The 25,882-nt window shown below is 75.6% G+C and carries 19 protein-coding genes and 2 pseudogenes; 15 read left to right on the forward strand and 6 right to left on the reverse strand.

Annotated elements, in window-relative coordinates; all coding sequences use genetic code 11:
• Positions 1-1,789 precede the first annotated feature (1,789 nt).
• Both ACSNOB_RS07495 and ACSNOB_RS07500 read left to right on the forward strand, forming a co-directional pair.
• On the forward strand, positions 1,790-3,967 hold the full coding sequence (locus tag ACSNOB_RS07495) for a WG repeat-containing protein (RefSeq protein WP_436685859.1): 2,178 nt from the start codon (positions 1,790-1,792) through the stop codon (positions 3,965-3,967).
• A gap of 46 nt (positions 3,968-4,013) precedes the next feature.
• The gene (locus ACSNOB_RS07500; RefSeq protein WP_436685860.1) at positions 4,014-5,012 is read left to right on the forward strand and encodes an aldo/keto reductase family protein; all 999 of its coding nucleotides are present in this window, start codon (positions 4,014-4,016) and stop codon (positions 5,010-5,012) included.
• Between the two features lie 95 nt (positions 5,013-5,107).
• Here the strand turns inward: ACSNOB_RS07500 and ACSNOB_RS07505 are convergent, their stop codons facing one another.
• A complete protein-coding gene (locus ACSNOB_RS07505) occupies positions 5,108-5,905 on the reverse strand; it encodes a site-2 protease family protein (RefSeq protein ID WP_436685861.1) in 798 nt (265 codons plus the stop codon).
• Positions 5,905-6,105 (reverse strand): hypothetical protein, encoded by a 201-nt coding sequence (locus ACSNOB_RS07510; RefSeq protein ID WP_436685862.1) that lies wholly within the window; start codon positions 6,103-6,105, stop codon positions 5,905-5,907. The genes ACSNOB_RS07505 and ACSNOB_RS07510 overlap by 1 nt, the downstream gene beginning before the upstream one ends.
• A gap of 144 nt (positions 6,106-6,249) precedes the next feature.
• Here ACSNOB_RS07510 and ACSNOB_RS07515 point away from each other — a divergent pair.
• The 6 genes and pseudogenes from ACSNOB_RS07515 to ACSNOB_RS07540 form a co-directional block, all read left to right on the forward strand.
• Positions 6,250-7,539 (forward strand): annotated as a pseudogene (locus ACSNOB_RS07515) (protein kinase domain-containing protein); the annotation flags it as partial.
• A 792-nt stretch (positions 7,540-8,331) separates the two neighbouring features.
• A complete protein-coding gene (locus ACSNOB_RS07520; RefSeq protein WP_436685863.1) occupies positions 8,332-8,676 on the forward strand; it encodes a PadR family transcriptional regulator in 345 nt (114 codons plus the stop codon).
• A complete protein-coding gene (locus ACSNOB_RS07525) occupies positions 8,664-9,485 on the forward strand; it encodes a hypothetical protein (protein WP_436685864.1) in 822 nt (273 codons plus the stop codon). Before ACSNOB_RS07520 ends, ACSNOB_RS07525 begins: the two co-directional genes overlap by 13 nt.
• Before the next feature lie 100 nt (positions 9,486-9,585).
• The gene (locus tag ACSNOB_RS07530) at positions 9,586-11,484 is read left to right on the forward strand and encodes a bifunctional adenosylcobinamide kinase/adenosylcobinamide-phosphate guanylyltransferase (protein WP_436685865.1); all 1,899 of its coding nucleotides are present in this window, start codon (positions 9,586-9,588) and stop codon (positions 11,482-11,484) included.
• Positions 11,474-12,206: pseudogene (locus tag ACSNOB_RS07535) on the forward strand (adenosylcobinamide-GDP ribazoletransferase). The gene ACSNOB_RS07530 and the pseudogene ACSNOB_RS07535 overlap by 11 nt, the downstream one beginning before the upstream one ends.
• 66 nt (positions 12,207-12,272) lie before the next feature.
• A complete protein-coding gene (locus tag ACSNOB_RS07540) occupies positions 12,273-13,568 on the forward strand; it encodes a DUF2314 domain-containing protein (RefSeq protein WP_393103295.1) in 1,296 nt (431 codons plus the stop codon).
• Positions 13,569-13,592: 24 nt separating this feature from the next.
• Here ACSNOB_RS07540 and gcvT read toward each other — a convergent pair whose 3' ends face one another.
• The gene (gene gcvT / locus ACSNOB_RS07545) at positions 13,593-14,735 is read right to left on the reverse strand and encodes a glycine cleavage system aminomethyltransferase GcvT (protein WP_436685866.1); all 1,143 of its coding nucleotides are present in this window, start codon (positions 14,733-14,735) and stop codon (positions 13,593-13,595) included.
• A 161-nt stretch (positions 14,736-14,896) separates the two neighbouring features.
• Here gcvT and ACSNOB_RS07550 point away from each other — a divergent pair, with 161 nt between their 5' ends.
• The gene (locus tag ACSNOB_RS07550; protein ID WP_436685867.1) at positions 14,897-16,468 is read left to right on the forward strand and encodes a leucyl aminopeptidase; all 1,572 of its coding nucleotides are present in this window, start codon (positions 14,897-14,899) and stop codon (positions 16,466-16,468) included.
• A gap of 130 nt (positions 16,469-16,598) precedes the next feature.
• On the opposite strand, the gene ACSNOB_RS07555 is transcribed toward ACSNOB_RS07550, so the two are convergent.
• Positions 16,599-16,928 (reverse strand): hypothetical protein, encoded by a 330-nt coding sequence (locus ACSNOB_RS07555; RefSeq protein ID WP_436685868.1) that lies wholly within the window; start codon positions 16,926-16,928, stop codon positions 16,599-16,601.
• Between the two features lie 177 nt (positions 16,929-17,105).
• Between ACSNOB_RS07555 and lpdA the strand changes: the two genes are divergently transcribed.
• From lpdA to ACSNOB_RS07575, 4 genes are all read left to right on the forward strand, one after another.
• Positions 17,106-18,497, forward strand: coding sequence for a dihydrolipoyl dehydrogenase (lpdA, locus tag ACSNOB_RS07560; protein ID WP_436685869.1), 1,392 nt, complete (start codon positions 17,106-17,108; stop codon positions 18,495-18,497).
• Between the two features lie 66 nt (positions 18,498-18,563).
• The gene (gene sucB / locus ACSNOB_RS07565; protein ID WP_436685870.1) at positions 18,564-20,384 is read left to right on the forward strand and encodes a 2-oxoglutarate dehydrogenase, E2 component, dihydrolipoamide succinyltransferase; all 1,821 of its coding nucleotides are present in this window, start codon (positions 18,564-18,566) and stop codon (positions 20,382-20,384) included.
• Positions 20,385-20,578: 194 nt separating this feature from the next.
• Entirely contained in the window at positions 20,579-21,910 is a 1,332-nt protein-coding gene (locus tag ACSNOB_RS07570) for a low temperature requirement protein A (protein ID WP_436685871.1), read from the forward strand.
• A 208-nt stretch (positions 21,911-22,118) separates the two neighbouring features.
• Positions 22,119-23,042: an LLM class flavin-dependent oxidoreductase gene (locus tag ACSNOB_RS07575; protein WP_436685872.1), complete on the forward strand. Its 924-nt coding sequence runs from the start codon at positions 22,119-22,121 to the stop codon at positions 23,040-23,042.
• A gap of 93 nt (positions 23,043-23,135) precedes the next feature.
• Here the strand turns inward: ACSNOB_RS07575 and ACSNOB_RS07580 are convergent, their stop codons facing one another.
• Positions 23,136-23,939, reverse strand: a complete 804-nt coding sequence (locus ACSNOB_RS07580; RefSeq protein ID WP_436685873.1) for an aminotransferase class IV family protein — start codon at positions 23,937-23,939, stop codon at positions 23,136-23,138.
• A gap of 64 nt (positions 23,940-24,003) precedes the next feature.
• Here ACSNOB_RS07580 and ACSNOB_RS07585 point away from each other — a divergent pair, with 64 nt between their 5' ends.
• On the forward strand, positions 24,004-24,468 hold the full coding sequence (locus ACSNOB_RS07585) for a MerR family transcriptional regulator (RefSeq protein WP_436685874.1): 465 nt from the start codon (positions 24,004-24,006) through the stop codon (positions 24,466-24,468).
• Here ACSNOB_RS07585 and ACSNOB_RS07590 read toward each other — a convergent pair.
• The gene (locus tag ACSNOB_RS07590; protein WP_436685875.1) at positions 24,441-24,809 is read right to left on the reverse strand and encodes a MerR family transcriptional regulator; all 369 of its coding nucleotides are present in this window, start codon (positions 24,807-24,809) and stop codon (positions 24,441-24,443) included. The genes ACSNOB_RS07585 and ACSNOB_RS07590 overlap by 28 nt on opposite strands.
• Positions 24,810-24,859: 50 nt before the next feature.
• Between ACSNOB_RS07590 and ACSNOB_RS07595 the strand changes: the two genes are divergently transcribed.
• The gene (locus tag ACSNOB_RS07595) at positions 24,860-25,867 is read left to right on the forward strand and encodes an aldo/keto reductase (RefSeq protein WP_436685876.1); all 1,008 of its coding nucleotides are present in this window, start codon (positions 24,860-24,862) and stop codon (positions 25,865-25,867) included.
• Positions 25,868-25,882: the final 15 nt, after the last annotated feature.

Genomic DNA, 25,882 nt, shown 5'->3' on the forward strand with positions numbered 1-25,882 from the left:
GAACCCCGCCCCGGACGCCCTCACGTCGCCCGTGCCCACCCACGACCGTGTCCAACCGCCGGCCGGGACGGAACCGGCGACACCGGCGTCGGCGGCCCCGGCTGTCTCGCCAGCTTCCGGTCCGCCCGCCGGACCGGCCGCCACGGCACCCGCCGAACCGGACTCCACAGCACCCGCCCAGCCGATCGCCACGGCACCCGCCCAGCCGATCGCCACGGCACCCGCCAAGCCGGCCGCCACGGCGCCCGCACCCGTCGACCTGGTTCCCCCGGCCGACCCGGCCCTCGCGCCCGCGGAGCCGGTGGACGCGCACCTGGTTCCCGCACCGGCACACCCCATCTTCGGGCCACCCGTCCCCCGTCCGGTCTCCGCGCCTCCTGCCCGGCCCGTGTCGGCGCCGCCCGCCCGGCCGGAGTCGACACCGACCGGCCCTCCGGAGCCGGTGTCCCCGGCGGCGGCGCTCCCCGGCCCGTCGGATGGCCCAGCGCCCGCCCGGCCAGCGCCGGCATTGCCTACTCCGGCGCAATCGGTGCACCCGACCCCGCCGGAGACGGCACGACCCACCGTGCCGGAACCGCCAGCGCCCGCCCGGCCAGAGTCGGCACCGCCTCCCCCGGCGGAGCCGGTGCACCCGGCCCCGCCGGAGATGGCACGACCCGCCGCCTCGGCGGAACCGGCACCGCCTGCCCCGGCGGAGTCGGCGCACCCGGCCCCGTCGACCCCGGCACCGCACGTTTCGTCGGAGCTGGCAGCACCAGTCCCGCCGTCCTGGGCGCCTCCCGTCGATCACGCCGTCGGTGGTCCGAGCGGACAGACGGTTGAGCCCTGGGAAGCTCCGGTCTCCGCGCCGCCGGCCATGACGCCACCGGTCTCGCCACCGCAGGCCATGACGGGGCCGGTGCCCGCACCACCCGTCACGCCACCCGTCGTGCCGTCGACCCGCGCGCTCGACCCGTCCCCGGTCGAGCCGGTTCCCGCATCGCCGGCCGGCGCGACCGGGCCGGTCTCGGCCCCGCCGGCCGAACGCGTGTCGGCGCCGCCCGTCGCCCGTCCTGCCCTGGCACCTCCGGCCGGGTCGGTGACGGAGCACGTCTCCCCCGCCCCGGCCGCCCATGCCGACTTCCCGGCGGACCAGTCCGGGCCCGCAGCCCCGGTACGGCCCGCGCCCGCACCCGTCCCGGACGCTTCCGTCCCGCAAGGCTCGGAGACGAACGAGCCGACCCCGCCCACCCTCGACACCGACACGGCGGTCGAACCCGCCGGTGGCACACCATGGTTGTCACCGCGCGGCTTCGACACCCATGAGACTCCACCCGAGGCGACCGATCCGCGCCCGGCGTCCGCACCAACCGGCGACTCGGCAGAGCCGGTGTCCGGACCACCGGCCCGGCCCGTGTCCGCGCCCGCGTCCGCTGCTGAGCCCACTGCCCCGCCCACTGCGCGGCCCATGTCCACGCCGCCCGCTGCTGCCCCGGACCAGGCCGTAACCGCGCCACCCGACGCACCACCGCCACAGGCCATGGCCACGCCGTCCCCCGCTGCCCCGGCCCGGGCCGTAACCGCGCCGCCCGCCGCGGCCACGTCGCCCGGAAGCGTCGTCCCGGCTCCGCCGCCCTTCCCCGCCGCACCGGCGGCCCGATCGGAGTTCGCGCCACACGCGGACCACGCCCCCGCGTCCGCCGAACGTCCGGGAGTCGGTGCCGCGCCCGTCGCCGCGCCGGCCGTCGGACCCGTCTCCGGGCCGCCGGCACAGGCCAAGTCTGCCCTACCTGGTGCGCCCGCCGAGCCGGTGTCCGCCCCGCCGGTCCGGCCCGTTCCCGCGCCCACGAGCGGCCCGTCAGCACTGGCGGTTCAGCCGGTCACCGCCTCGCCCTCCGAGACCTCGACGGTTCCACCAGGCGTCGGCGACCTCGCGCCACCGAGGCAGGCGGTGTCCGCGCCGCCGGCACCACCTGTCAGCGCGCCACCGGCACCGCCCGTCACCACGCCACCGGCGCAACCAGTACCCGCGCCGCCGGTCAGCGCGCCACCGGCATGGTCCGACACCGCGGCGTCAGCACAACCGGTGTCGGCACCACCCGTGCCGCCGGTCTCCCCGCCAGCGCAACCGGTGTCCGCGCCACCCGCGCCGCCCGGCGCCGAACCACCGGCACCGTCCGTGCCGGCGCCGCCCGCGCGAGCGGTGTCCGAGCCGCACGCGCCGGCTGCCCCGGCGCAGCCGACCTCCGCGCCGGCCGTCTCCGCGCCGCCGGTCGGACAGATTCCGCCGACGGCCACGGAACAACGCGAGCCGCGCGCCCCGGAGCAGCGCGGCCCCGGCCGTGACGCGGGCTCCGGCCCCGATACGCGTGGCCCGGAGACGCATGGCCCGGAGCCGCGTGGCCCGGAGACGCGTGAGCCCGAGGCGCGTGGCCCGGAGCCGCATGGCCCGGAGCCGCGTGGCCCGGAGACGCATGGCCCGGAGACGCGTGAGCCCGAGGCGCGTGGCCCGGAGCCGCATGGCCCGGAGCCGCATGGCCCGGAGTCGCGTGGCCCGGAGACGCATGGCCCGGAGCCGCGTGAGCCCGAGGCGCGTGGCCTGGAGGCGCGTGGCCCCGAGGCGCGTGGGCCGCAGGCGCGTGGGCCGGAGGCGCGTGGGCCGGAGACGCGGGACGCCGACCGGGCGGGCGCGGCGCAGGTTGACCCGGAGCAGGTCCTGGCGGGCTACCGCTGGCAGCTCGACCCGGAGACCCTGCGCGAGGTGGTGGAGGAGCCGGAGGAGTTCCGGACGATCCGGCGGCGTCTCACCGAGAAGCTGGGCGCGGCGATCGACAACCGGTCGCGCGCCCGGCTGCTGAGCCTGCGGGCGGTGGTCTCCCGGCTGCTCGGCGAGCTGGACGACGCGCTCGCCGACGGGCGGCTCGCGCTCACCTACGCGGAGGCCACCGGGGAGTTGCGGCGCACGGCGGTGGCCCAGGCGCGGCTGGCGCACGTGCTGCGGTGGCGCGGCGAGTTCGCGGAGGCCGACCGGCTCTTCGCCGAGGCCAACTCCACCGAGCTGCCCGATCGGCTGCGCGCGGCGCTGCACGAGCACGCCGGGCGGTCCTGCTACGACCAGGGCCGGCTGATGGAGGCGTGCCACCACTTCGAGCGGGCCCTCGACCTGCGTGGCGACGGGGACCCCGAGCTCCAGGCGCGGATCCGGCTGAGCCTGGACGCGGTCGCGGAGCGGGTCGCGCGAACGGGCTTCGGGCCGTACCCCCGGAGTCGGGACGAGGTGTTGGAGCGTGACCGGCCCCCGGTGCCGGCACGCGACGGCGACCTGTGGGGCTTCGCCGACCCGGACGGCGACATGGTCGTCGCGGCCGAGTACGCCGAGGCGCAGTCGTTCCGCGAAGGGCTGGCCTGGGTGCGACGGCCGGAGACGGAGCGGTGGTCGCTGGTGGACCTCACCGGCGCCACCGTGCTCGGACCGTCGTACCCGGTGGTCCGCCCGTTCGCCGACGGGCTGGCCTGGGTGTCGGACGGCGCCTCCGGTTGGGTGGCCATCGACACCGTTGGCGAGGTGGTCGTGCCGCACGGCTTCGCGGACGTACGCCCGTTCCACCGCGGCGTGGCCGTGGTCCGCCGGGAGGGCTGGGGGGCGGTCGACCGCAACGGCCGCATCGTGGTGCCCACCCGCTACCACGGGTTCACCACCGTCCTGGCCGACGGCCGCTACGTCGACGGGTTCACCGACGAGGGGTTGGCGGTCGTGGACGTGGCCGGCCGGCGGGGCGTGGTGGACCGGACCGGGAAGGTGCTGGTGCCGCCCACCCACCCCGCGCTGGTCATCCACCCGGTCGCGTTCCTGGTCGACGACGGCACCGGCCACTGGGGGGCGCTCGACCGGCGGGGCCAGCCGCTGATCGAGCCGGTGCACCGCGACCGCGACGAGGTGGTCGCCGAGATCGAGCGGCTGCTCGTCGACACCCACCCGGTGCTCTGAGCCGCGTCCCCGGCCGCTCATGATCGGCAGGAGTAGGGTCGGGAGCATGGAATTCCGTCACCTGGGCCGTTCCGGCCTGATGGTCAGCGAGATCTCGTACGGCAACTGGATCACCCACGGCTCGCAGGTCGAGGAGGACGCGGCGTTCGCCTGCGTCCGGGCCGCCCTGGACGCCGGCATCACCACCTTCGACACGGCCGACGTGTACGCGGGCACCCGCGCCGAGGACGTGCTGGGTCGCGCGCTGTCCGGTGAGCGGCGCGAGGGGCTGGAGATCTTCACCAAGGTGTACTGGCCCACGGGACCGGGCCGCAACGACCGGGGCCTGTCCCGCAAGCACATCATGGAGTCGATCAACGGCTCGCTGCGCCGGCTGCGCACCGACTACGTGGACCTCTACCAGGCCCACCGGTACGACTACAGCACGCCGCTGGAGGAGACGATGGAGGCGTTCGCCGACGTCGTGCACTCCGGCAAGGCGCTCTACATCGGCGTCTCCGAGTGGAAGGCGTCGCAGATCCGCGAGGCCCACCAGCTCGCCCGGGAGCTGCGCATCCCGCTCGTCTCGAACCAGCCGCAGTACTCGATGCTGTGGCGGGTCATCGAGTCCGAGGTCGTCCCCACCAGCGAGGAGCTGGGCGTCGGGCAGATCGTCTGGTCGCCGATCGCGCAGGGCGTGCTCTCCGGCAAGTACCTGCCGGGCCAGCCGCCGCCGGCCGGTTCCCGCGCCACCGACGAGAAGTCGGGTGCGGGCTTCATCGCCAAGTTCATGACCGACGACGTGCTGACGCGCGTGCAGCGGCTCAAGCCGCTGGCGGAGCAGGCCGGCCTGAGCATGGCGCAGCTCGCCATCGCCTGGGTGCTGCAGAACCCGAACGTCTCCTCGGCGATCGTCGGCGCGTCCCGCCCCGAGCAGGTGCACGACAACGTCAAGGCCGCCGGCGTGCGGCTCGACGCCGGCCTGCTCAAGGCGATCGACGAGATCATCGACCCGATCGTCGAGCGCGACCCGGCCCGGACCGAGTCCCCCGCCGAGCGTCCGTGACCCGCTCCGGTCCGGCCGGCCCCGCGACGGGCCGGCCGGGCCGGGCAGCACCAGCGGCCGCGGGGCCGGCAGCGGCACCACGGACGGGGCTCCGGTCAGCCCTGCCAGAAGCGGATCAGGTCCAGGCCGAGGGCGTAGAGCCACGGCGGCAGGCCGAGGAAGTCACCCACGGCGAAGACCGCGCCGAAGAACCAGTCGCTGAGCCGCGGGTTCCACAGCAGCGCGAACAGCAGGATGAAGCCGAACGGGGCGAACAGGTCGTACATCCTGCGCCACTGCGGGTTCAGCCACGGCTGGATCATGTTGCCGCCGTCGAGGCCGGGCACCGGGAGCAGGTTGAGCACACTGGCGGTGAGCTGGAGGAACGCCAGCAGCGCCACACCCGCCCAGAACTCGACCGGCCCGCCGCCGGCCGCGCCGAGGCGTACGGCGGCCACCAGGAGCAGCGTGAACAGCACGTTGGTGGCCGGGCCGGCGAGGCTGACCAGCGTGTGCCGCAGCCGCCCGGGGATGGCGTGCCGGTCCACCCAGACCGCCCCGCCGGGCAGGCCGATGCCGCCGAGCAGCACCACGAGCACCGGCAGCGCGATCGACAGGAGCGGGTGGCTGTACTTCAGCGGGTTCAGCGTCAGGTAGCCGCGGTGGGCCACGCTGCGGTCGCCGGCCCGGAACGCCACGATCGCGTGGGCGTACTCGTGCAGGCAGAGCGACACCAGCCACCCGGAGACGACGAAGAGGAACACGTCGAGCCGGACGTTGCCGAACCCGTTCCAGGTCAGCACGCCGCTGGTCACGAAGAGCGCGAGCAGGGCGAGGAAGACCGGGCTGGGCCGGAAGGCCGCCCGGGGCACGCCGAGCACCAGCGGCTCGCTCCCCGGGCGGTCGCCGGCCATCACTTCGCCGGGGGCAGCAGGCTCATCCGGTATTCCACCCGGTCGTCCTCGACGAGCGCGACCGAGGTGACGCCGGACGCCGCGAGCTCGCGCCAGGTCTGGCCGATCCAGGACTCGGCGTCCGCCTGACTGCCGAACGACTCCGCCGGCCCCTCGACCGACTCGCCGTTCGTGCCCTCGTACCGCCAGCTCCACGCCATGCCGCGTCTCCCCTCGCCGCTGATGTCCCGTGGGACGAACCCCCGCCAGCGTAGTCGGCCGCGCCGGTGCGGGCGCGACGCTCGCCTTGCGGACCGGGCCGACGCGTTGATCGTTGCGAGGTGGCGGGCCGGTACCGTGGCCCGGTGCTGACTCAAGGAGTGGTGCTCAGCCAGCGGTACCGGCTGGGCGAACGGGTGGCGACCGGCGGCATGGGCGCGGTCTGGCGGTGCACCGACCTCATGCTCGAGCGCGAGGTGGCGGTGAAGGTGCTGCTGCCGGCACTGACCGCGGATCCCGAGTTCACCGCCCGGTTCCGGGCCGAGGCACGGATGCTCGCGGCGCTGCGTCACCCGGGCGTGGTCGCGGTGCACGACGTCGGCCGGTCCACCCTCGGCGACGGCAGCCAGGTCGACTACCTCGTGATGGAGTACGTCGACGGCCAGCCGCTGAGCTCCTGGCTGCGGCGCACGGGGCGGCTCGACCCGGCGTCGACCATGTCCGTCGTGGCGCAGGCCGCCTCGGCGTTGCACACCGCCCACCTCGCCGGCATCGTGCACCGGGACGTGAAGCCCGGCAACCTGCTGGTGAAGTCCGACGGCCGGGTGGTGCTGGTCGACTTCGGCATCGCCCGCTCGGGCACCACGGCGGGCATCACCGCCGCCAACATGATGCTCGGCACCGCCTCGTACATGTCCCCCGAGCAGGCCGCGAACCAGCCGGTCTCCGCGGCGACGGACATCTACGCGCTCGGCGCGGTGGCGTACTTCTGCCTGGCGGGGCAGCCGCCGTTCGACGGCGACAACCCGCTCCAGGTGGCGCTGCGCCACGTCCAGGAGGAGCCGCCGCCGCTGCCGCCCGACACCCCGCCGCCGGTGGCCGCGCTGGTGGAGCGGGCGATGGCGAAGCGCCCCGCCGACCGGTATCCGGACGCGGCGGCGCTCGCCGACGCCGCGGCCGAGGCGCGCGACGCCACCCTGGCCGTGGTCCCGACCTCCGCCCGCCCGCCGTGGGCCGTCGCCGGCCCGGCCCCGGCCACGCTCGCGTCCCTCGTGGGTGCGGGAACCGACCCGGGCGGCACGCCCCTCCCCGGCGCCGGTGGCGACGCGCCCGCCGGGCAGGTGCCGGCCGCGCCACCGCCCGCCTTCGCCGGGCCGTCACCGGCCGGGCCCGCGCCGGTGTTCGGCACCCTCGGCGGTACGCGTCCCGCAACACCGGCCGGGCACCCGCAGTTCCCGCCCGCCGGTCCGCAGTTCCCGCCCGCCGGTCCGCCCTTCCCCGGCATCGGCACGCCGGTCCAGGCCGCCGTCCCGCTGTCGCCCGGCCCGTTCGGGCCCGCGACCGTCCCACCGCCGCAGGGCGCGCCGTCGGGTCACCCGGGCCACCCGCCGACCGGGGGCGACACGTGGGGCGGGGTCCCGTCGACCTGGGAGGACCGGGTCGGGCCGCCGCCGCCACCGCGGCGGCGCCGGGCCGCGCTGGTCGGCGCGGCGGCCACCGTGTTCGTGGTGCTGGCCGGGGTGGTGGGGGCGACGGCCCTCTTCTCCGGCGGGGACCCGGCCGGCGGAGACGTGCCGGCGGCGCTGACCGGCGGATCCGCGGCGGCGGAGACGCCCGGGGCGCAGGCCGACGACGGCACGGGGCGGCTGCGGGTCGAGCCGTCGCCGGGCGCCGTCCGGTCGGCGACCCCGCCGCCCACGGCGTCCTCGTCGGCCGGCGGCTCCCCCGCCCCGACGACCGGCGGCGAGCCGACGGTCACCTCGTCGGGTCGGCCGGCCGCCACCCCGACGACCGGTCAGCCCTCGAAGCCGAACCCGTACACCCCGGTCGAGGCGTGCGGCAGCGGGTACAAGGTGGTCGACTCGGCCTCGCTGACCGCCTCCGGCGTCCGCAAGGGCCGGGTCTACCTGCTCTACCACGCCGGCACCGGCACCAACTGCGTGGTGACGATGAAGGAGTCGGCGGTGGGCACGGCCACGTCCGCCTCGGCGTGGCTGGAGGTGCAGGGGCGGGCGCGCAGCACCGACAGCGGGACGTTCTCGTACTACGCCGGGCCGGTGCGGGCCAAGGCCGCCGGGGTCTGCGTGAAGTGGGGCGGGTCGACCGGCGGGGCCAGCTACGGCAGCGGCTTCGAGCACTGCGGCTGAGCACGGCCCGGCCCCCGTCCGCCGCGCCACCGGGCGGACGGGGGGCTGGCGGGACCGGTCGACCCTATATAGAGTACGAGCATGAGGCTGACCCTGCAGGTGCAGCTCGTGCTGCGCGCCCTGCTCTCCGATCCCGGCCGGGAGCGCTACGGGTTGGACATCGTCGAGGCGACCGGACTGCCGCCCGGGACGATCTACCCGATCATGGCCCGGCTCGAAGCGGCCGCATGGGTCGCCAGCCGGTGGGAGCAGATCGACCGGCACGCCGAGGGCCGCCCCCGCCGCCGCTACTACCGGCTGACCGACGACGGGACCGCCGAGGCACGCACGGCGCTGGCCGAGGTCGACGCGCGGCAACGGGCCCGCGGCCGACGCCGTCCGGCCGGTCCGTCGGGAGCCGTCGGGAGCGTGCCGTGCGCGAGCTGACGACCCGGTTCCTGGCCGGCGTGCTGGCCGTCGCCTCGGTCCTGCTGCCACGCGCCGGCCGGGCCCGCTGGCGCGAGGAGGCGCTCGCCGTGCTGCTCGACGTGCCGACGCCGCTGCGCTTCCGCTACGCCGTCGACACGCTGGTCAAGCTGCCGCTCCTGGCCTGGCAGCAGCGCCTCGGCGCCCGGCCGGCGCACGCGCCGCTGAGCCGGCCGGTCTCCGCGTTCGCCGGGGCCGGGCTGATCGGGGTCATGGTGACCATGGTTTCCGCGCTCTGCCTGACCCCGCTGATCGGCGAGGACGCCGCCGAGTTCCTGTTCCTGCTCGCCCCGTTCGGCATGCTGCCGGCCGTCGCGGCGAGGTCCTTCCACCGGGCCCGGCGACGCGGCGGCGGAGCCCGGCGGCACCTGCTCGCGGCCCTGGTCACCCTCTTCGCCGGCACCGGCCCGGTGGCCGCCGGCGTGCTGGCCACCGGCGTCGGCGCCACGGGAGCCGACGGCCCGTTGGTCGTCGCGGTCGCCCTCGTCGCGGGCCTCGCCCCGGGGCTCTGGCTGCTGCACACCGGCGTGGAGGCACTCGTCCGGGGGCGGGGCCCCGCCGCGCTCGGCGCCCTCGCCGCGGCGGCGGGCACCGGTCTGGTCGGCGTGCCCGTCGGCCTGCACCTCGGCATGCTCGGGCCAGATCTGCGGTGGCTCAGCCTCCTGATCAGCGCGCTGTCGCTGCTCGCCCTGGTGCCGTCCTTCGCCGCCTGGTCGGTCTGGGCCGGCCTGCGGCTGCTGACCGGCCGCTCGGACCCGCTCACCCGCTGAGGGCCCGCCCGCCCGATGACCGGCCGCTGGACCGCCGACGACCGCCCGCTCTCCGTACCTCCGGGGGCCGCGCCGCGGGCGCTGGCTCTAAAGTACGGGCATGTCCGTTGACGGGTGGAACACGGTCCTGGTGCTCGGCGGCATCCGGTCCGGGAAGTCGGAGTTCGCCGAGTCCCTGGTCGCCGACGCGCCGACGGTCCGCTACGTGGCCACCGCCGCCGACGCGCCCGCCGACGACGCGGAATGGGCGGCCCGGCTGGCGGCGCACCGCGCCCGTCGACCGGAGACCTGGACCACCGAGGAGACCGCGGCCGACCCGCGCCGCCTGGCGGACGTGATCGCCTCCGCCGGCCCGAACGAGACGCTGCTCGTCGACGACCTCGGCGGCTGGGTGACGGTGCTGCTGGACCCCGCCCACCAGCCGGCCGACGACACCGCCACCATCGCCGAGCTGGCGGCGGCGGTGCGCGCCTGCACGGCCCGGCTGGTGCTGGTCAGCCCCGAGGTCGGGCTCTCCCTGGTGCCGACCACCCCGCTGGGCAGGGCGTTCACCGACGCGCTCGGCGCGGCCAACCGGGCGGTCGCCGACGCCTGCGACGCGGTGGTGCTGGTGGTCGCCGGCCAGGCGGCCTGGCTGAAGCCGGGCGCGGCGCAGCCGGGCGTCGTGCCGGCCCAGGCCGGCCCGGCACCGGTCACCTCGACGGCTCGACCGGCCACCGGCCCGACGGGTGCGGCGGCCGCCGCCACGACCGGTGGGCCGGCGGTCGCGCCGGAGTCCGCCCCCGGCGTACCCGCCGGCGTGCCGGCCGAGCCCGCCGGCACCGCGTGGGCCGCGCCGACCATGGCGCTGCCGATGGTCGCCACCGGCCTCGTCATCCAGCCCGGGATGGAACTGCCCATGCCCGACGAGTACGCCGGCCCGCAGGCGATCGAGCGGCTCGCCACGCTGGACGTGCCCGGGGCGGGGCTGGGGGCGCTGGAACGGGTGGTCGGCTTCGCCGCCGCCACCCAGGGCACCGCCACGCCGGCCCCGTGGGGCTCCGTACGCGTGCTGCTGCTGCACGGCGACCACCTCGGTGGCGCCGCCGCCGGCACCGTCGACGGGGAGTCGGCACGCCGGGCCCGGCAGGCCCGCGCCGGCAAGGGGGTGCTGGCCCGGCTGGCCGCCGAGAACGGCGCCGACGTGCAGGTCGTGGAGACCCCCGCGTCCGCGCCGATGGAGGACGAGCCGACCCTGACCGGCGAGCAGGTCGAGGAGGCCCTGCGGCACGGCTGGCGGCTCGCCGAGGAGGCCGCCGACGCGGGCGTACACCTGCTGGTGCTGGGGGCGTGCGGCGCCGGCACCGAGGCCGCCGCGGCGGCGGTGCTGGCGGCGACGGCCGGCGCCGAGACCCCCGCGGTGCTGGGGCGCGTGGTCACCGGCTCGGGCGAGATCGACGACGCGGCCTGGATGCGGCGGTGCGCCGCCGTGCGGGACGCGCTGCACCGGACCCGGCGCTCGCCGCGCGGCGCCAAGGACGTGCTGGCCGAGCTGGGCGGCGGGGACGTCGCCGTGGCCACCGGTGTCCTGCTGGGCGCGACCGCCCGCCGGCTGCCGGTCATGCTGGACGGGCCGGTCGGCGTGGCCGCCGCCATGGTCAGCCGCGACCTGGCCGGGCAGGCCCGGCACTGGTGCCTGCTGGCCGACCACCGCGGTGATCCCGCCGTCCGGCTCGCCGCCGACGTGCTCGGCCTGACCCCGCTGCTCGACGTGCGGCTCGACCTGGGCGAGGGCGCGAACGCGCTGGCCGCGCTGCCGCTGCTGCGGTCGGTGCTGGCGCTGGCCGCCGCGCTGCCGACCCGTCCGGCGCCCGGCGACGACGAGGAGGGCGACGAGCCGGAGCCGGGCGACGACACCGACGAGCCCGACTTCCGCGAGCCGGAGCCGGCCGGCCCCGGGCCGACCAGCACCGAACCGGAGGCGGAGCCCGTGGACCCGTCCGGCCGGCGTGCCGGCTGAGTCGCGGTTCTCCGACGGGGCGCGCCTGGCGCTGACCACCTTCACCACCCTGCCGGTGCGCGCCGGGCGCATCGACCGGGCGGTGGCGGGGACGGCGATGGCGCTCGCCCCGGCGGTCGGCGCGCTGCTCGGCGTCGTCCTCGCCGCGATCCTGCTGCTTCCCGGCGCGCTCGCGCCCCCGCTCGTCGCGGCGGCCGTGACCGTCGGCGCCGGGGCGTTGCTCACCCGCGGGCTGCACCTCGACGGGCTGGCCGACACCGTGGACGCGCTGGGGTCGTACCGGCGGGGGGCGGCCGCGCTGGAGATCATGAAGAAGCCGGACGTGGGCCCCTTCGGGGTGGCCGCGCTGGTGGTCGTACTGCTGGTGCAGACGGCGGCCCTCGCGGAGCTGGCCGGGCGGTCGTGGCCGGCTCGGGGTGGCGGTGGCCTGCCGGCGCGGGGTGCCGGCGGCCCGCCCGGAAGGGCTCGGCGCGCTGGTCGCCGGCACCGTCGGCCCGGTCGCGCTGGTCGCCGGGACGGTCGCCGTGGCGCTGGCGGCGGTCGCCGCCGTGCCGGGCCGCCCGTGGCAGGGGCCGCTCGCCGTCGCCGCCGCCCTCGCCGTCGCGGTGGGGCTGCTGCGGCACGTGGTACGCCGGCTCGGCGGCGTCACCGGCGACGTGCTCGGCGCGACCGTGGAAGTGGTCACCACGCTGGTCTACCTGGGACTGGTGCTGTCCGGCTGAACGGGGCACGCCGCGCCGGGTAGCGTTCTCCCACGACAGCACCGGCGCGGCCAACCGGGGGACGACATGCTCATCACGGACGACTTCCTGCCCGTACCGGTCCCGGAGTCGCTGAGCGCGACCTACCTGGTGCCCATGACGGGGCTGCCGAAGGTGAGCGCGAAGACGGCCGTGCAGCGGCTCAGCGGCCGGCTCGCCGAGCCGGTGCACGGGCTGGCCCGGCAGATGCTGGACAGCCCCCTGATGACCGTGGACACCCGGCCGATCGGCGAGTTCCCCGCGCTGCCGCCGGACCTGCTCACCGCGTTCGGCGCCACCGAGGCGCAGCTCGCCCGGCTGGCCGCCGCGAGCCACCTGGTGGTGGTGCAGGCGGAGTACCGGCCCGGCTGGCCGCCGGCGCACGAGTGGGCGGCGCGGGCGGTGGCCGCGGCCGTCGCCGAGTCCGTCGACGGCGACGTGGTGGACGTCTTCGGTTTGCAGTTCCTCGACCCGGCGACGGCGCTGCGTTCGCTGCCGGACGAGCAGGGGCGCATCCGGCTGGTCGACTGGGTGCTGGTGCCCTACTCCTCCGACGCCGAGGGGCTCTGGTTCACCACGAAGGGGCTGCGCCGCTTCGGGCTGCTGGAGTTGCAGACCCAGGGCGTGCCGGACCACCTGACCCGGGCCTGGGGGGCGGTGATGACCGGTGCGGCCCGACGGCTGCTGCGGGACTGGACCGACGGGCTCGCCGGTGAGGAGGTGCCCGCGTTCGTGCAGCTACCGGTGCTGGCCACGGTGACCGGGCACGACATCGCGGTGGCGTACGGCAATCCGGAACAGCACGGGGCGACCGCGCCGGTGCTGCTGCGCCTGGAACTGGACCCGGCCACCGACCCGGACGCCGACTCGTTCCTCAGCCTGCGCCCGCCGGCGGGGCACCCGGGGCCGGACGGCCGCTACTACGCCGCGGCCTGCGCCACCCTCTTCGCCGGGATCCAGCCGGACGTGCGCTACGCCCGCCCGGGCGACGCGATGAGCAAGGCGATCGCCACCGCGCGCGCCGGGCTGGGCGACATCCGGGCCCGCTTCCTCGCCGGTCAGCTCCCGCCCGAGACGCAGCTCGTCGTCAAGTACGGACTGCCCGGCGACGACGGCCCCGAGTTCGTCTGGGCGGGGGTGACGTCGTGGGACGCGCCGGAGCGGATCGTCGGCGCGAGCGCCAGCGACGCCGACACCGACCCCGCCGTGCGCATCGGCTCCCCGGTCGTGGTGGAGGCCGCGGACGTGGTCGACTGGGCGGTGCTCGACGGCACCGGCGTCATCGAGGGCGGCTGGACGCAGGCCGTCCTGGACGCCGGCGAACGCCCCCCGCCGCCCGTCTGAACCGGCCCCGCGCCCGCCCCGGCGTCACTTCACCGAGGGGGTCACGAACGGCGGGCGGGTGACGCGCATCTGGGCGCGGCGGCCGCGGATGTCGACCTCGACCAGGTCGCCGTCGGCGAGGCCGGCGGCGGTGTCGAGGAGGGCGAGGGCGATGCCCTGCTTCCGCGTCGGGGAGAACGTGCCGCTGGTGACGGCGCCGACCGGCGTGTCGCCGACGTGCACGGTCATGCCGGGGCGGGGGATCGCCCGGTCGACGGCCTCCAGGCCGCGCAGCGTACGCCTCGGGCCGGCGGCCTTCTCGGCGAGCAGCGCGTCGCGGCCCCAGAAGGCCGCCTTGTCCCAGCCGACCGCCCAGCCGGAGCGGGCCTGCACGGGGGTGATCTCCAGCGACAGGTCCTGCCCGTGCAGCGGGTAGCCCATCTCGGTGCGCAGCGTGTCCCGGGCGGCCAGCCCGCAGGCACGCAGCTCGAAGGGCTCGCCGGCGGCGAACAGCGCGTCCCAGACCGCGACCGCGTGCTCCGCCGGCGTCACCAGTTCGAAGCCCAGCTCCCCGGTGTAGCCGGTGCGGCAGACGGTCAGCTCGACCGGGCCGGCGGCCGTGTCGAGGATCGCGGTGGAGAAGCTCATGTAGCCGTGCTCGGTCGGCAGGCCCAGCGCGCCGAGCAGCTCGGCCGAACGCGGCCCCTGCACGGCGAGGACGGCGTACGCCTCGTGCTCGTCGGTGACCGTGACGGACGCCGGCGCGGCGGTGCGGAGCCGGCGCACCACCTCGGCGGTGTTCGCCGCGTTCGGGATGAGGAAGACGTGGTCGTCGGCGTGCAGGTAGGCGATGATGTCGTCCACCACGCCGCCGGTGGCCTCGTCGCAGCAGAGGGTGTACTGCGCCCGGCCCGGCCCGATGCGGCGCAGGTCGTTGCTGAGGCAGGCGTTGACGAACTCCGCCGCGCCCGGCCCGGTCACCCGCGCCTTGCCGAGGTGGGAGACGTCGAAGACGCCGACGCCGCTCCGCACCGCGGTGTGTTCCTTGAGCACGCCGCCGCCGGCGTACTCCAGCGGCATCTCCCAGCCGCCGAACGGGGCGAACTTGGCGCCCGCAGCGGTGTGCCGCTCGTGCAGGGGGGAACGGCGCAGCCGGGTCGCGGCGGCGTCGGGAGTCGCGTCGGTCATGGGTGGGAACTTACCGGGGCCTGGAGGGCTGGTTAGCATCGGCGGGACCCGCCGGAGCTGTCGGCGGGACAGCCCCGACCTCCGACGGGTACGTTCCGCCGGAGACCTTCATCGCCGGTACGCGACGACGCGGCCGGCCCGGCCCGCCCGGAGTAGCTTCAGTGACATCGCCCAGCACCACCCTGAGCCTGGTCGACACCGACCCCGCCGAGCTCGCCGTCGACGCGATCGTGATCGGCGTGCACAGCCAGACCGGAGAGCAGGACGCCACCAACGGCCTCGCCGGGACCCTGCTCCTGGCCAGCGGCGCGGAGAGCATCGCCGCCGCCTTCGACGGCAAGCTGACCGAGACGCTGGCCCTGCTGGGCGCGACCGGCGGCCCCGGCGAGGTGATCAAGCTGGCCACGCTGGGCACGGTGACCGCCCCGGTGGTCGCCGCGGTCGGGCTGGGTCCGGAGCCGACCGGCGCCGCCCCGGCCCCGGAGACCCTGCGCCGGGCCGCCGGCGCGGCCGTCCGCGCGCTCGCCGGCGCGCCCCGGGTGGCGCTGGCCCTGCCGCTGCCGGACGACGCCGACGCGCCGGCCGCGCTGCGCGCCGTGGCGGAGGGCGCCCTGCTCGGCGGGTACCGGTTCGCCGGCTACAAGACCCGGCCGCAGCCGGCCCGGCGGGAGCCGGTGGCCGAGGTGCTGGTCGCCGTCCCGGACGCCGGTGACGCCGGCGCCCGGGCCGAGATCGCCCGGGCCGAGGCGGTCGGCGGCGCGGTCCGGCGCAGCCGGGACTGGGTGAACACCGCCCCGAACGAGCTGCGCCCGCCGTCCTTCGCCGAGTCGGTGGCGGACGCCGCCCGGGAGGCCGGCCTGGAGGTCGAGGTGCTCGACGAGGCGGCGCTGGCGGCCGGCGGCTACGGCGGCATCATCGCCGTCGGGCAGGGCTCGGAGGCCCCGCCGCGCCTGGTGAAGCTGAGCTACACCCCGGCCGGCGGCGGCAACGGCAAGCGGGTCGCGCTGGTCGGCAAGGGCATCACCTTCGACACCGGCGGCATCTCGATCAAGCCGGCGCAGGGCATGTGGGAGATGAAGTCCGACATGGCGGGCGCCGCCGCCGTGGGCGCGGCGATGCTGGCGATCGCGGCGCTCAAGCCGTCGGTGGCGGTGACCGCGTACCTGCCGATGGCGGAGAACATGCCGTCCGGGCGGTCGTACCGGCCGGGTGACGTGATCAGCATGTACGACGGCAAGAAGGTCGAGGTGCTCAACACCGACGCCGAGGGCCGGATGATCCTGGCCGACGCCATGGCGCGGGCCTGCGAGGACGGCTGCGACTACCTCTTCGAGACCTCCACCCTCACCGGCGGGCAGGTCGTCGCGCTGGGCAAGCGGGTCGCCGGCGTGATGGGCACCCCCGAGCTGTGCGAGCGGGTCCGGGCCGCCGGCGACGCCGTCGGCGAGCCGGCCTGGCCGATGCCGCTGCCGGACGACGTGCGCAAGGGCATGGACTCCGAGGTGGCCGACATCTCGCAGGTCAACGCCGGCATGGACCGGGCCGGTCACATGCTCCAGGGCGGGGTGTTCCTGCGGGAGTTCGTCACCGACGACGTGGCGTGGGCGCACATCGACATCGCCGGCCCGGGCTACCACTCGGGCGAGCCGACCGGCTACTGGACCAAGGGCGGCACCGGCGTCCCGGTCCGCACGCTGGTCCAGCTCGTCGAGGACGTCGCCGCCAACGGCTGACCCGACCACGGACGAGGCCCCCTGCCGCCGCCGCGGCAGGGGGCCTCGCCGCGTCCACCCGCGCCCCCGCGCCCAAGATCCGCGCGGCCCGCGGTGCGGCGCCCGGGGTGCGGCGGCGCCGGGCGGGCGGTCAGAAGAGCTCGGGGCGGCGCTTGCGGCGTTCGTTGTAGTCCCGCATCCGCTGCGGGTAGCCCATCAGGCGGACGTCGTAGACGGGAATGCCCATCCGGTACGCGAAGCGGCGGGCGCCGTCCGGGCCGTCGATGCGGCGGCGGGTCCACTCCCCGTCGTCGGCGATCAGCATGACGGTGGTCTCGGTCACGGTCGTGCGGGGCTCGATGTAGGCCTCGACGCCGCGCCGGCTCCGGACGAAGTTCTCCAGGTGATCCAGATCGGCGCGGTCGGCGGCGCGGTCGAGGCTCACCGCGCGCGTCTTCTTGCGTCGTCGGAACAGTCCCACCGACCCTCTCCCCCAAGCTTCGTCATCGAAGGCAGTGCCAAGCGTACGTGTCACGGACGTGTCGTTGGGCACCTCACTACGCGCCCTGTGCCCGGTGGTGACAAGATGACCGAGGTGGGGTGTGTCCCGTGACCCCGCCGTGACCCCCGATGCAGCGACGCGACCTGGGAGTTGAGCGTGAGCGAGCCGAACGACGCAACCTTCGACATCGTCATCCTCGGAGGTGGCAGCGGCGGTTACGCGACCGCCCTGCGCGCCGTCCAGCTGGGCCTGACGGTCGCGCTGGTCGAGAAGGGCAAGCTCGGCGGGACCTGCCTGCACAACGGCTGCATCCCGACCAAGGCGCTGCTGCACGCCGCCGAGATCGCCGACCAGACCCGCGAGTCGGAGCAGTTCGGCGTGAAGGCCGAGCTGGTCGGCATCGACATGGCGGCGGTCAACTCGTACAAGGACGGCGTGATCGCCCGGCTCTACAAGGGCCTGCAGGGCATGCTCAAGGGCAACAAGGCGATCACCATCGTCGAGGGCCACGGCAAGCTGGTCGGCAGGAACGTCGTCGAGGTCGACGGCAAGCGCTACACCGGCCGCAACGTCGTGCTGGCCTCCGGCTCGTACGCCAAGAGCCTGCCCGGCCTGGAGATCGACGGCGAGCGGGTCATCACGAGCGACCACGCGCTCACCCTCGACCGGGTCCCGTCCTCGGCCATCGTGCTCGGCGGCGGCGTGATCGGCGTCGAGTTCGCCAGCGTGTGGAAGTCCTTCGGGGTCGACGTCACGATCATCGAGGCGCTCCCCCGGCTGGTCGCCGCCGAGGACGAGGAGTCGTCGAAGGCGCTGGAGCGGGCCTTCCGCAAGCGGAAGATCAACTTCAAGGTCGGCAAGCCGTTCGAGAAGGTCGAGAAGACCGACAGCGGCGTCAAGGTGACCATCGCCGGCGGCGAGACCGTCGAGGCGGAGCTGCTGCTGGTCGCCGTCGGCCGCGGCCCCAACACCGCCGGCCTCGGCTACGAGGAGCAGGGCGTCAAGATGGACCGCGGTTACGTGCTGACCGACGAGCGGCTGCGCACCAGCGTGCCCAACGTCTACGCGGTCGGCGACATCGTGCCCGGCCTCCAGCTCGCCCACCGCGGCTTCCAGCAGGGCATCTTCGTCGCCGAGGAGATCGCCGGCCAAAACCCGGCCGTGATCGACGAGGCCGGCATCCCCCGGGTCACCTACTCCGACCCGGAGCTGGCGTCGGTCGGCCTGACCGAGGCGAAGGCCAAGGAGCAGTACGGCGCCGACAAGGTGAAGACCTACAACTACAACCTGGGCGGCAACGGCAAGAGCCAGATCCTCAAGACGGCCGGCTTCGTCAAGCTCGTCCGGGTGGAGGACGGCCCCGTCGTCGGCGTGCACATGGTCGGCGCCCGGGTCGGCGAGATGGTCGGCGAGGCGCAGCTCATCTACAACTGGGAGGCGTACCCGGCCGAGGTGGCGCAGCTCGTGCACGCCCACCCGACGCAGAACGAGGCCCTGGGCGAGGCGCACCTGGCCCTCGCCGGCAAGCCGCTGCACGCACACGCCTGACCACGACAACCGCGGCGTCCGGCGACGGGCGATGATCCCACCAGGGGAATGAAGGAGTCTTAGAAGATGCCGGTATCGGTCACCATGCCCCGGCTCGGCGAGAGCGTCACCGAGGGCACCGTCACGCGCTGGCTCAAGCAGGAGGGCGACACCGTCGAGGTCGACGAGCCCCTGCTCGAGGTGTCGACCGACAAGGTCGACACCGAGATCCCGTCCCCGGCGGCGGGCGTGCTGAGCCGGATCGTGGTCGGCGAGGACGAGACCGCCGAGGTCGGCAGCGAGCTGGCCGTGATCGCCGGTGAGGGCGAGTCGACCGGTGGCGGCGAGGCCGCCCCGCAGCAGGAGGAGCCGGCCGAGGAGGCCGCCGAGGCCGCCGCGGAGCCGCAGGCCGAGGCGGAGCAGCCGGCCGTCGAGGAGCCGCAGGCGCAGGCCGCCCCGGCACCGTCGGGCGAGGGCACCCCGGTCAAGATGCCGGCCCTCGGCGAGAGCGTCACCGAGGGCACGGTCACCCGCTGGCTCAAGCAGGTCGGCGAGACCGTCGAGGTCGACGAGCCGCTGCTGGAGGTCTCGACCGACAAGGTCGACACCGAGATCCCGTCGCCGGTCGCCGGCACCGTCCTGGAGATCAAGGTCGCCGAGGACGAGACCGCCGCCGTCGGCGCGGACCTGGCCGTGATCGGTGCCGCCGGCGCCGCCCCCGCCGAGGCCAAGCCGAAGCCGGAGCCCAAGGCCGAGGCCAAGCCGGAACCGAAGCCCGAGCCGAAGGCCGAGGCCAAGCCGGAACCGAAGGTCGAGGAGCCGACCCCGGGCATGTCGTACAACGAGCCGTCGGCCGAGGCCGAGGTGTCGGCGCAGCCGGCGCAGGCCGAGCAGAAGGCCGTGCCGTCGGCCCCCACGCCGCAGCGCCCGTCGGCGCCCGCCCAGGGCGGCGGCGAGGAGGCGGCCGGCTACGTAACCCCGCTGGTGCGCAAGCTCGCCAGCGAGCACGGTGTCGACCTCGCCTCGGTCAAGGGCACCGGCGTCGGTGGCCGGATCCGCAAGCAGGACGTGCTGGAGGCGGCGGAGAAGGCCAAGGCGGCCAAGGCCGCGCCGGCTCCCGCGCAGCAGCCCGCCGCCGCCGCGGCCCCGGCGGCGAAGCCGGCCGCCAAGCCGCAGCCGAGCGCGAAGCGCGGCACCACCGAGAAGCTGCCCCGCATCCGCGCCACCATCGCCAAGCGGATGCAGCAGTCGCTGCACGAGATGGCGCAGCTGACCACCGTGGTCGAGGTGGACGTCACCAAGATCACCAAGCTGCGGGCCCGCGCCAAGGACGCGTTCCAGCAGCGGCACGGCGTGAAGCTGTCGTTCCTGCCGTTCTTCGCCCTCGCGGCCGTCGAGGCGTTGCAGACCTACCCGATCGTCAACGCCAGCATGGACCTGGAGGCGGGCACGATCACCTACCCCGACGCCGAGCACCTCGGCATCGCGGTGGACACCGAGCGCGGCCTGATGGTCCCGGTCATCCACGGCGCGGGCGACCTGAACCTGGGTGGCATCGCCAAGCGGATCGCCGACCTGGCCGAGCGCACCCGCACCAACAAGATCAGCCCGGACGAGATCGCGGGCGCGACCTTCACGCTGACCAACACCGGCAGCCGGGGCGCGCTCTTCGACACCCCGATCGTGCCGTCGCCGCAGTCGGCGATGCTCGGCACGGGTGCCGTGGTCAAGCGCCCGGTCGTGGTCAACGACCCCGAGCTGGGTGAGGTCGTCGCCGTCCGGTCGATGGTCTACCTGGCCCTGTCGTACGACCACCGGCTGATCGACGGCGCGGACGCCGCCCGCTTCCTGGTCGCGGTCAAGGAGCGGCTGGAGGCCGGCAACTTCGAGGCCGAGCTGGGCCTGTAGTTCCCGCACGACGCGAGAGGGCGCCCCGGTCGGTGACGGGGGCGCCCTCGTCGTCGAGCTGACCCGTGCCCCGGCCGGGTGCCTGCGGTCCCTGCCCGCCCCGGCCGAACACGGCCGGCGCCGGCCACCCCGCCGACGGGCCGCCGTGGCCCGATTCCGGCCCGGTGTGGCCCGGACGCTGCCAGAGTGGGTGGGTGGGCGGCTTCCGGTGGGGCGAACGGTTGGGCCCCGCCGTCCCGATCGCCCCCGGCGCCCGGGTGGACCGGTTCGAGGTCTTCTTCGACCTGGTCTTCGTCTTCTCGTTCTTCATCATCACCAGGGCCACCGCCGCCAACGTCACCGGTCGGCAACTGCTGCACGCCATGCTCGTGCTCGCCGTGCTCTGGTGGGTGTGGGTGGTGCACTGCGTGGTGGCCACCCGCGTCCGGCTCGGCGAGGGATTCGTCCCGGCGCTGATGGTCGTCGGCATGGCCGCGCTGTTCTGCTTCGCGCTGTCCCTCCCCCAGGCGTTCGGCGACCTGGCGGACGTGGCGGCCGGGCCGATGGTGGTCGCGCTGAGCTACGTGACGATCCGCGCCGTGCACCTGCTGCTGTACTGGCACGTCGCCCGGGAGAAACCCGGCGAGCGCCGGCTGCTGCTGAAGTACTCCCCGGAGCTGGCGTGCAGCACCCTGCTGCTCACGGCCGCCGCGCTGATCCCGCCGCAGATCGACGACCCGGGCCGGGCCGCGATCGTGCGTGACGGGCTCTGGGTCAGCGTCATCGTCCTCCAGTACGGCATGGGCCTGGTCGCCGGCGCCTGGGGCTGGACGGTGGCCTCCGCCGAGCACTGGACCGAGCGCTACGACCTCATCCTGATCATCGCGTTGGGCGAGTCGGTCATCTCGGTCGGCGTCGGCAGCAACCTGCTCGGCCAGCCGCCGACCTGGCCGGCGGTCACCGCGGCGGTGCTCGGCATCTTCTTCACGGCCGCCCTCTGGTGGACGCACTACGACGTGATCGGACCGGCCGCCAGGATCGCCCTGCACGTGGCGGAGGGGCGCCCGCGGGTGGCGATGGCCCGGGACGCGTACGCCTACGTCTACCTGCCGATGATCGCCGGGATCATCCTGTTCGCCCTCGGCGCGGAGCTGATCGTGCACGAGGTCGCCGACCCGGCGGTGCCGATCGCCCAGCCGGTGGACGGCCCGGGCGTGCCGCTGCTCTTCGGCGGGGTCATCTGCTACCTGTGCGCGAACATGCTGTTCCAGCTGCGCACGCTGCACACCCTGTCGTGGACCCGGCTCGGCGCCGTGCTGCTGCTCGCCGCCGCGGTCCCGGTGGGTCAGCGGCTGCCGGGGCTGGCCGCGCTCGCCCTGCTCACCGCCATCTGCGTCGGGCTGGTGGCGGTCGAGGTGGTGGTCATGGCGGACGCCCGGCGCGCCCTGCGCGAGGCGGTCTTCGAGGAGCGGACCAGTCACGAGGCGCGCGAGGCCGCCTGGCGTGGCCGCTGGCGCGAAACCACCGCCGACGAGCCGTCGACGTGACGCCCCCCGGACGAGCACCAGCGGGCCTTCGGCATCGCACCTCGTCCACGAGAAGAAGCTGGTCGACGCGCTCAACGCGCTGACCGCCGGCACCACCGAAGGGCTCCTCGAGGTTCCGTCCCGCCACCGCCGGCCGGGTGGGTCTGCCGGTAGCAGAATTGCCGGCGTCGGGCTGGCCGGGCGGCCCCGCGCCCGGCAGGGTGGGCGCATGGCGATCTTCTCCCTCCAGGCGACCCCGTCCGACGGCCCGAGCTGGCTGGACCTGGCCCGGCGCGCCGAGGCGGTCGGTTTCGACGCCCTCTTCACCGCCGACCACCCGGGCAGGACGACGTCGCCATTCGTCGCCCTGGCCGCCGCGGCGGCGGTGACGTCGAGGATCGGCCTGGGCTCGTACGTCTCCAACGCCGGCATCCGCGAGCCGATGCTGCTCGCCTCGGACGTGGCCACCCTCGACCTGCTCTCCGGCGGCCGGGCGCGGCTCGGCCTCGGCGCCGGCCACACCCCCGCCGAGTGGCAGGCGGTCGGGCGGGAACGCCCGGACGTCGCCGGTCGGGTGCGCCGCTGCCTCGCCGTCGCCGAGGCCGTCCGCGCCCTGCTCGACGGGGAGGAGGTCACGGTCGACAGCCCCGACCTGGCCGTGCGGGCCGCCCGGTTGGACACGCCGCGCCCGGTGCGGCGGCGCATCCCGTTGACGCTCGGCACGGCGAACTCCGCGATGCTGCGCTGGGCCGGCGCGCACGCCGACGTGGTCGGGCTGGCCGGCCTGGGGCGCACCCTGCCCGACGGCTACATGCACGACGTGCGCTGGCGCGAGGCGGACATCGAGGCGCAGCTGGCCCGCGTCGCGGCCGGGGCGGCCGGGCGCGCCGAGCCGCCGGTGCTGGAGGCGCTCGTGCAGCTGGTCGCCGTCACCGACGACGCCGAGGCGGCCGTCGCCCGGTTCGCCGAGCAGACCGGCCTGACCGCCGCCGAGCTGCTGGCCACGCCGTTCGTGCTGGCCGGCACCGAGGACGAGATCGTCGCGGCGGTCGCCGCGCACCGTCGTCGCTGGGGCGTCACCCGGTTCGTCGTCCGCGCCGACGCGCTGGACCCGCTCACGCCGGTGCTGGCCCGACTGGCCGACGCCGGCTGAGCGGTCCTTCCCGGTGCCGGGTCTGCCCGCCGGCCCGCCCGCTCCACGCCGGCCGGTGCCCCGACCGGCCGGCAGGGTGCGGCCGGACCGGCTTCACGGTGCGGTGAGCGGCTCGGCCTGGTAGGCGCGGTGGAGCAACTCCACGAAGCCCGGCGCCTCCGGCAGGGGCACGGAGCCGACCCGGCGCAGCGCCACACCCGGCGTCCACGAGTTCATGACCACGCCCCCGGCCATCGACGGCAGGTCGGCGAGCGTGACCTCCCGGACGCGCTGGGATACTCCGAGGCGGGCCAACTGGCGACGGACGATGCCCATCGTCGTTCCACCCAGCATCTCGGCCTCGGGCCACACCACCGCGGTGCCGTCCCAGAAGGCCAGGTTCCAGATGGAGGCCTCGCTGAGCCGCCCCTCACGGTCGACGAAGGCAGCGTCGTCGAAGCCCTCCCCGACGGCCCGGCGGAGGAAGTACGTCTTGGCCACCTCGCCGACGTGCTTCACGGCCGGAAGGACCCGCTCGTACTCGACCGTCGCGAGCGCCAACGGGCCCTGCGGTCCCGACGCGGCCGGACCGGTGCGCACCAGCACCTCCGGCTCCGCGTCGCCCTCGTCGGCGGTGAACTCACCCGCCGACGAATAGACCGTGGCGACCAGCGAGAGGTCGGCCGGACCGTCCGCGAGCGCCGCCCGGAGGAAGGAGCGCACCCGCTCGTCGGGCAGCGCCCGACCGAACAACTCGATGGAGGCGTACCGCAGCCGCTCCAGATGAAGGTCGAGCCCTCGGACCCGGCCGCCGCGCACCTGCATGGCGGTGAAGTGGGCATAGCCGGCGAAGGCGAGCGGCGCCAGCTCCTCGGCGGTCGCCTCCCGGCCGTTGCGGTGAACTACGAAAGAGGTCATGTCCGCACCGTAGAATCTGCCATCGGTGTGAGTTTCAAGCGTCCATGAGGGGGATCACACGACGATGAGGATCGGGGATCTGGCGCGCGAGACCGGCGTCAACCCGCGGCTGCTGCGCTACTACGAGGAGCAGGGGCTGCTCGCCTCGCACCGCGCCGCAGGCGGTCACCGACGGTATGCCGAGGACGCCGTGACGACCGTCCGCCACATCAGGGCGCTGCTCGCCGCAGGCCTGCCCACCAGCGTCATCCGGGAGGTGCTGCCCTGCGTCGAGGGCCCGGGCCCGGAGCTGGAGCACTGTGCGGCGCCGACGCTGCGCGAACAGCTCGACAGCCTGGACGGCAAGATCTCCGCGCTCCGGGACGCGCGGTCCGCGCTCGCCGACATCCTCGCCACCACCGCCCCCGACCAGGCGGTTCCTCCGCCGGACGCTGACCAGGACCTGACCGCGCGAGGCGGCTCGGCCCCGCTGGCGGCGGGGTGGCTCGCCGGTCGGCCGGGTCAGCGCGCCTCGGGGATCCGCTCGTAGAAGCGGATCTTCTCGCGAAGGTGGTCGTACTGGCGTTGGAGCAGGCGCATCTGCTCCTCGACCCGCTCCGCGTGCTGCTCCAGCAGCGCCTTCCGCTCGCCGGTGGTGTGCTCGCCCTCGCGGGCCAGCTCGGCGTAGCGGCACATCTCGGCGATCGGCATGCCGGTGTCGCGCAGGCAGCGGAACAGCACCAGCCAGCTGAGGTCGTCGTCGGTGAAGACCCGCCGCCCACCCGACGTGCGACCGACCCCGTTGAGCAGGCCGATCTTCTCGTAGTAGCGCAGGGTGTCGAGGCTGAAGCCGCTGCGCCGCGCGGCCTCGGAGGGCGCGTACCCGGTCATCCGGGCAGCGTACTTGACCTGGAGCGCACTCCAGGTTGAACGCTGTGGGCATGACGATGACACGGACACTGGGTCGCAGCGGTATCGAGGTCAGCGCGCTCGGCATGGGCTGCTGGGCGATCGGCGGCCCACTCTGGGGCGAGGACGGCCAGCCGTTCGGCTGGGGCGAGGTCGACGACGACGAGTCGGTCCGCACCATCCACGCCGCGCTCGACCTCGGCGTGACCCTCTTCGACACGGCCAGCAACTACGGCGCCGGGCACAGCGAGCGGGTCCTCGGCAGGGCCCTCGCCGGCCGCCGCGACCGGGCGGTGATCGCCACCAAGTTCGGCAACCGCTCCGACGAGTCGACCCGGCGGTGGACCGGCACCGATCCCAGCCCCGGCTACGCGGTGGCGAGCCTGGACGAGTCGCTGCGCCGGCTCGGCACCGATCACGTCGACCTCTACCAACTGCACATCAACGACCTGCCGGCGCCCGCCGCGCTCGACCTGGTCGGCACGCTGGAGGACCTGGTCACCCGGGGCAAGATCCGGGCGTACGGGTGGAGCACCGACAACCCGGCGTCGGCGCGGGCGTTCGCGGCGGCCGGGCCGCACTGCGCCGCGATCCAGCACGACCAGTCGGTGCTGCTGGACAACGCCGAGATGCTGGCACTCTGCGACGCGGCCGACCTGGCCGCCCTCAACCGGGGGCCGCTGGCGATGGGCCTGCTCACCGGCTCGACGCGCGTGGTCGGCCGGGACGACGTGCGCGGAATGGCCCCGGAGTGGCTGGTCTGGTTCACCGACGGCCGGCCGACGCCGGAGTGGGCGGCCCGCGTCGAGGGGATCCGGGCCGCGCTCACCGCCGACGGCCGCACCCTCGCCCAGGGCGCGCTCGGCTGGCTGCTGGCCCGCAGCCCCCGCACGCTGCCGATTCCCGGCTGCCGGACGGTGGCCCAGGCCGAGGAGAACTTCGCCACCCTCGCCCTCGGCCCGCTCCCCGAGGACGCCTTCGCGGAGGTCGAACGCCTCCTGGCCGACCTGCGCCCGACGCCGGCCGCGGCGAACGGGTAACCGCCCGAACGCATC

Source organism: Micromonospora sp. URMC 106, assembly GCF_051386395.1.
Classification (GTDB): Bacteria; Actinomycetota; Actinomycetes; order Mycobacteriales; family Micromonosporaceae; genus Micromonospora.

Excerpts from the sequence above, each read along its gene's own strand:
- ACSNOB_RS07520 (WP_436685863.1), top strand. The coding sequence starts at position 8,332 with ATGAGGCTGACCCTGCAGGTGCAGCTCGTGCTGCGCGCCCTGCTCTCC.
- sucB (WP_436685870.1), top strand. The coding sequence starts at position 18,564 with ATGCCGGTATCGGTCACCATGCCCCGGCTCGGCGAGAGCGTCACCGAG.
- ACSNOB_RS07595 (WP_436685876.1), top strand. The coding sequence starts at position 24,860 with ATGACGATGACACGGACACTGGGTCGCAGCGGTATCGAGGTCAGCGCG.
- ACSNOB_RS07540 (WP_393103295.1), top strand. The coding sequence starts at position 12,273 with ATGCTCATCACGGACGACTTCCTGCCCGTACCGGTCCCGGAGTCGCTG.
- ACSNOB_RS07590 (WP_436685875.1), bottom strand. The coding sequence starts at position 24,809 with ATGACCGGGTACGCGCCCTCCGAGGCCGCGCGGCGCAGCGGCTTCAGC.
- ACSNOB_RS07510 (WP_436685862.1), bottom strand. The coding sequence starts at position 6,105 with ATGGCGTGGAGCTGGCGGTACGAGGGCACGAACGGCGAGTCGGTCGAG.
- ACSNOB_RS07585 (WP_436685874.1), top strand. The coding sequence starts at position 24,004 with ATGAGGATCGGGGATCTGGCGCGCGAGACCGGCGTCAACCCGCGGCTG.
- ACSNOB_RS07505 (WP_436685861.1), bottom strand. The coding sequence starts at position 5,905 with ATGGCCGGCGACCGCCCGGGGAGCGAGCCGCTGGTGCTCGGCGTGCCC.
- ACSNOB_RS07580 (WP_436685873.1), bottom strand. The coding sequence starts at position 23,939 with ATGACCTCTTTCGTAGTTCACCGCAACGGCCGGGAGGCGACCGCCGAG.
- gcvT (WP_436685866.1), bottom strand. The coding sequence starts at position 14,735 with ATGACCGACGCGACTCCCGACGCCGCCGCGACCCGGCTGCGCCGTTCC.
- ACSNOB_RS07530 (WP_436685865.1), top strand. The coding sequence starts at position 9,586 with ATGTCCGTTGACGGGTGGAACACGGTCCTGGTGCTCGGCGGCATCCGG.
- ACSNOB_RS07500 (WP_436685860.1), top strand. The coding sequence starts at position 4,014 with ATGGAATTCCGTCACCTGGGCCGTTCCGGCCTGATGGTCAGCGAGATC.
- ACSNOB_RS07575 (WP_436685872.1), top strand. The coding sequence starts at position 22,119 with ATGGCGATCTTCTCCCTCCAGGCGACCCCGTCCGACGGCCCGAGCTGG.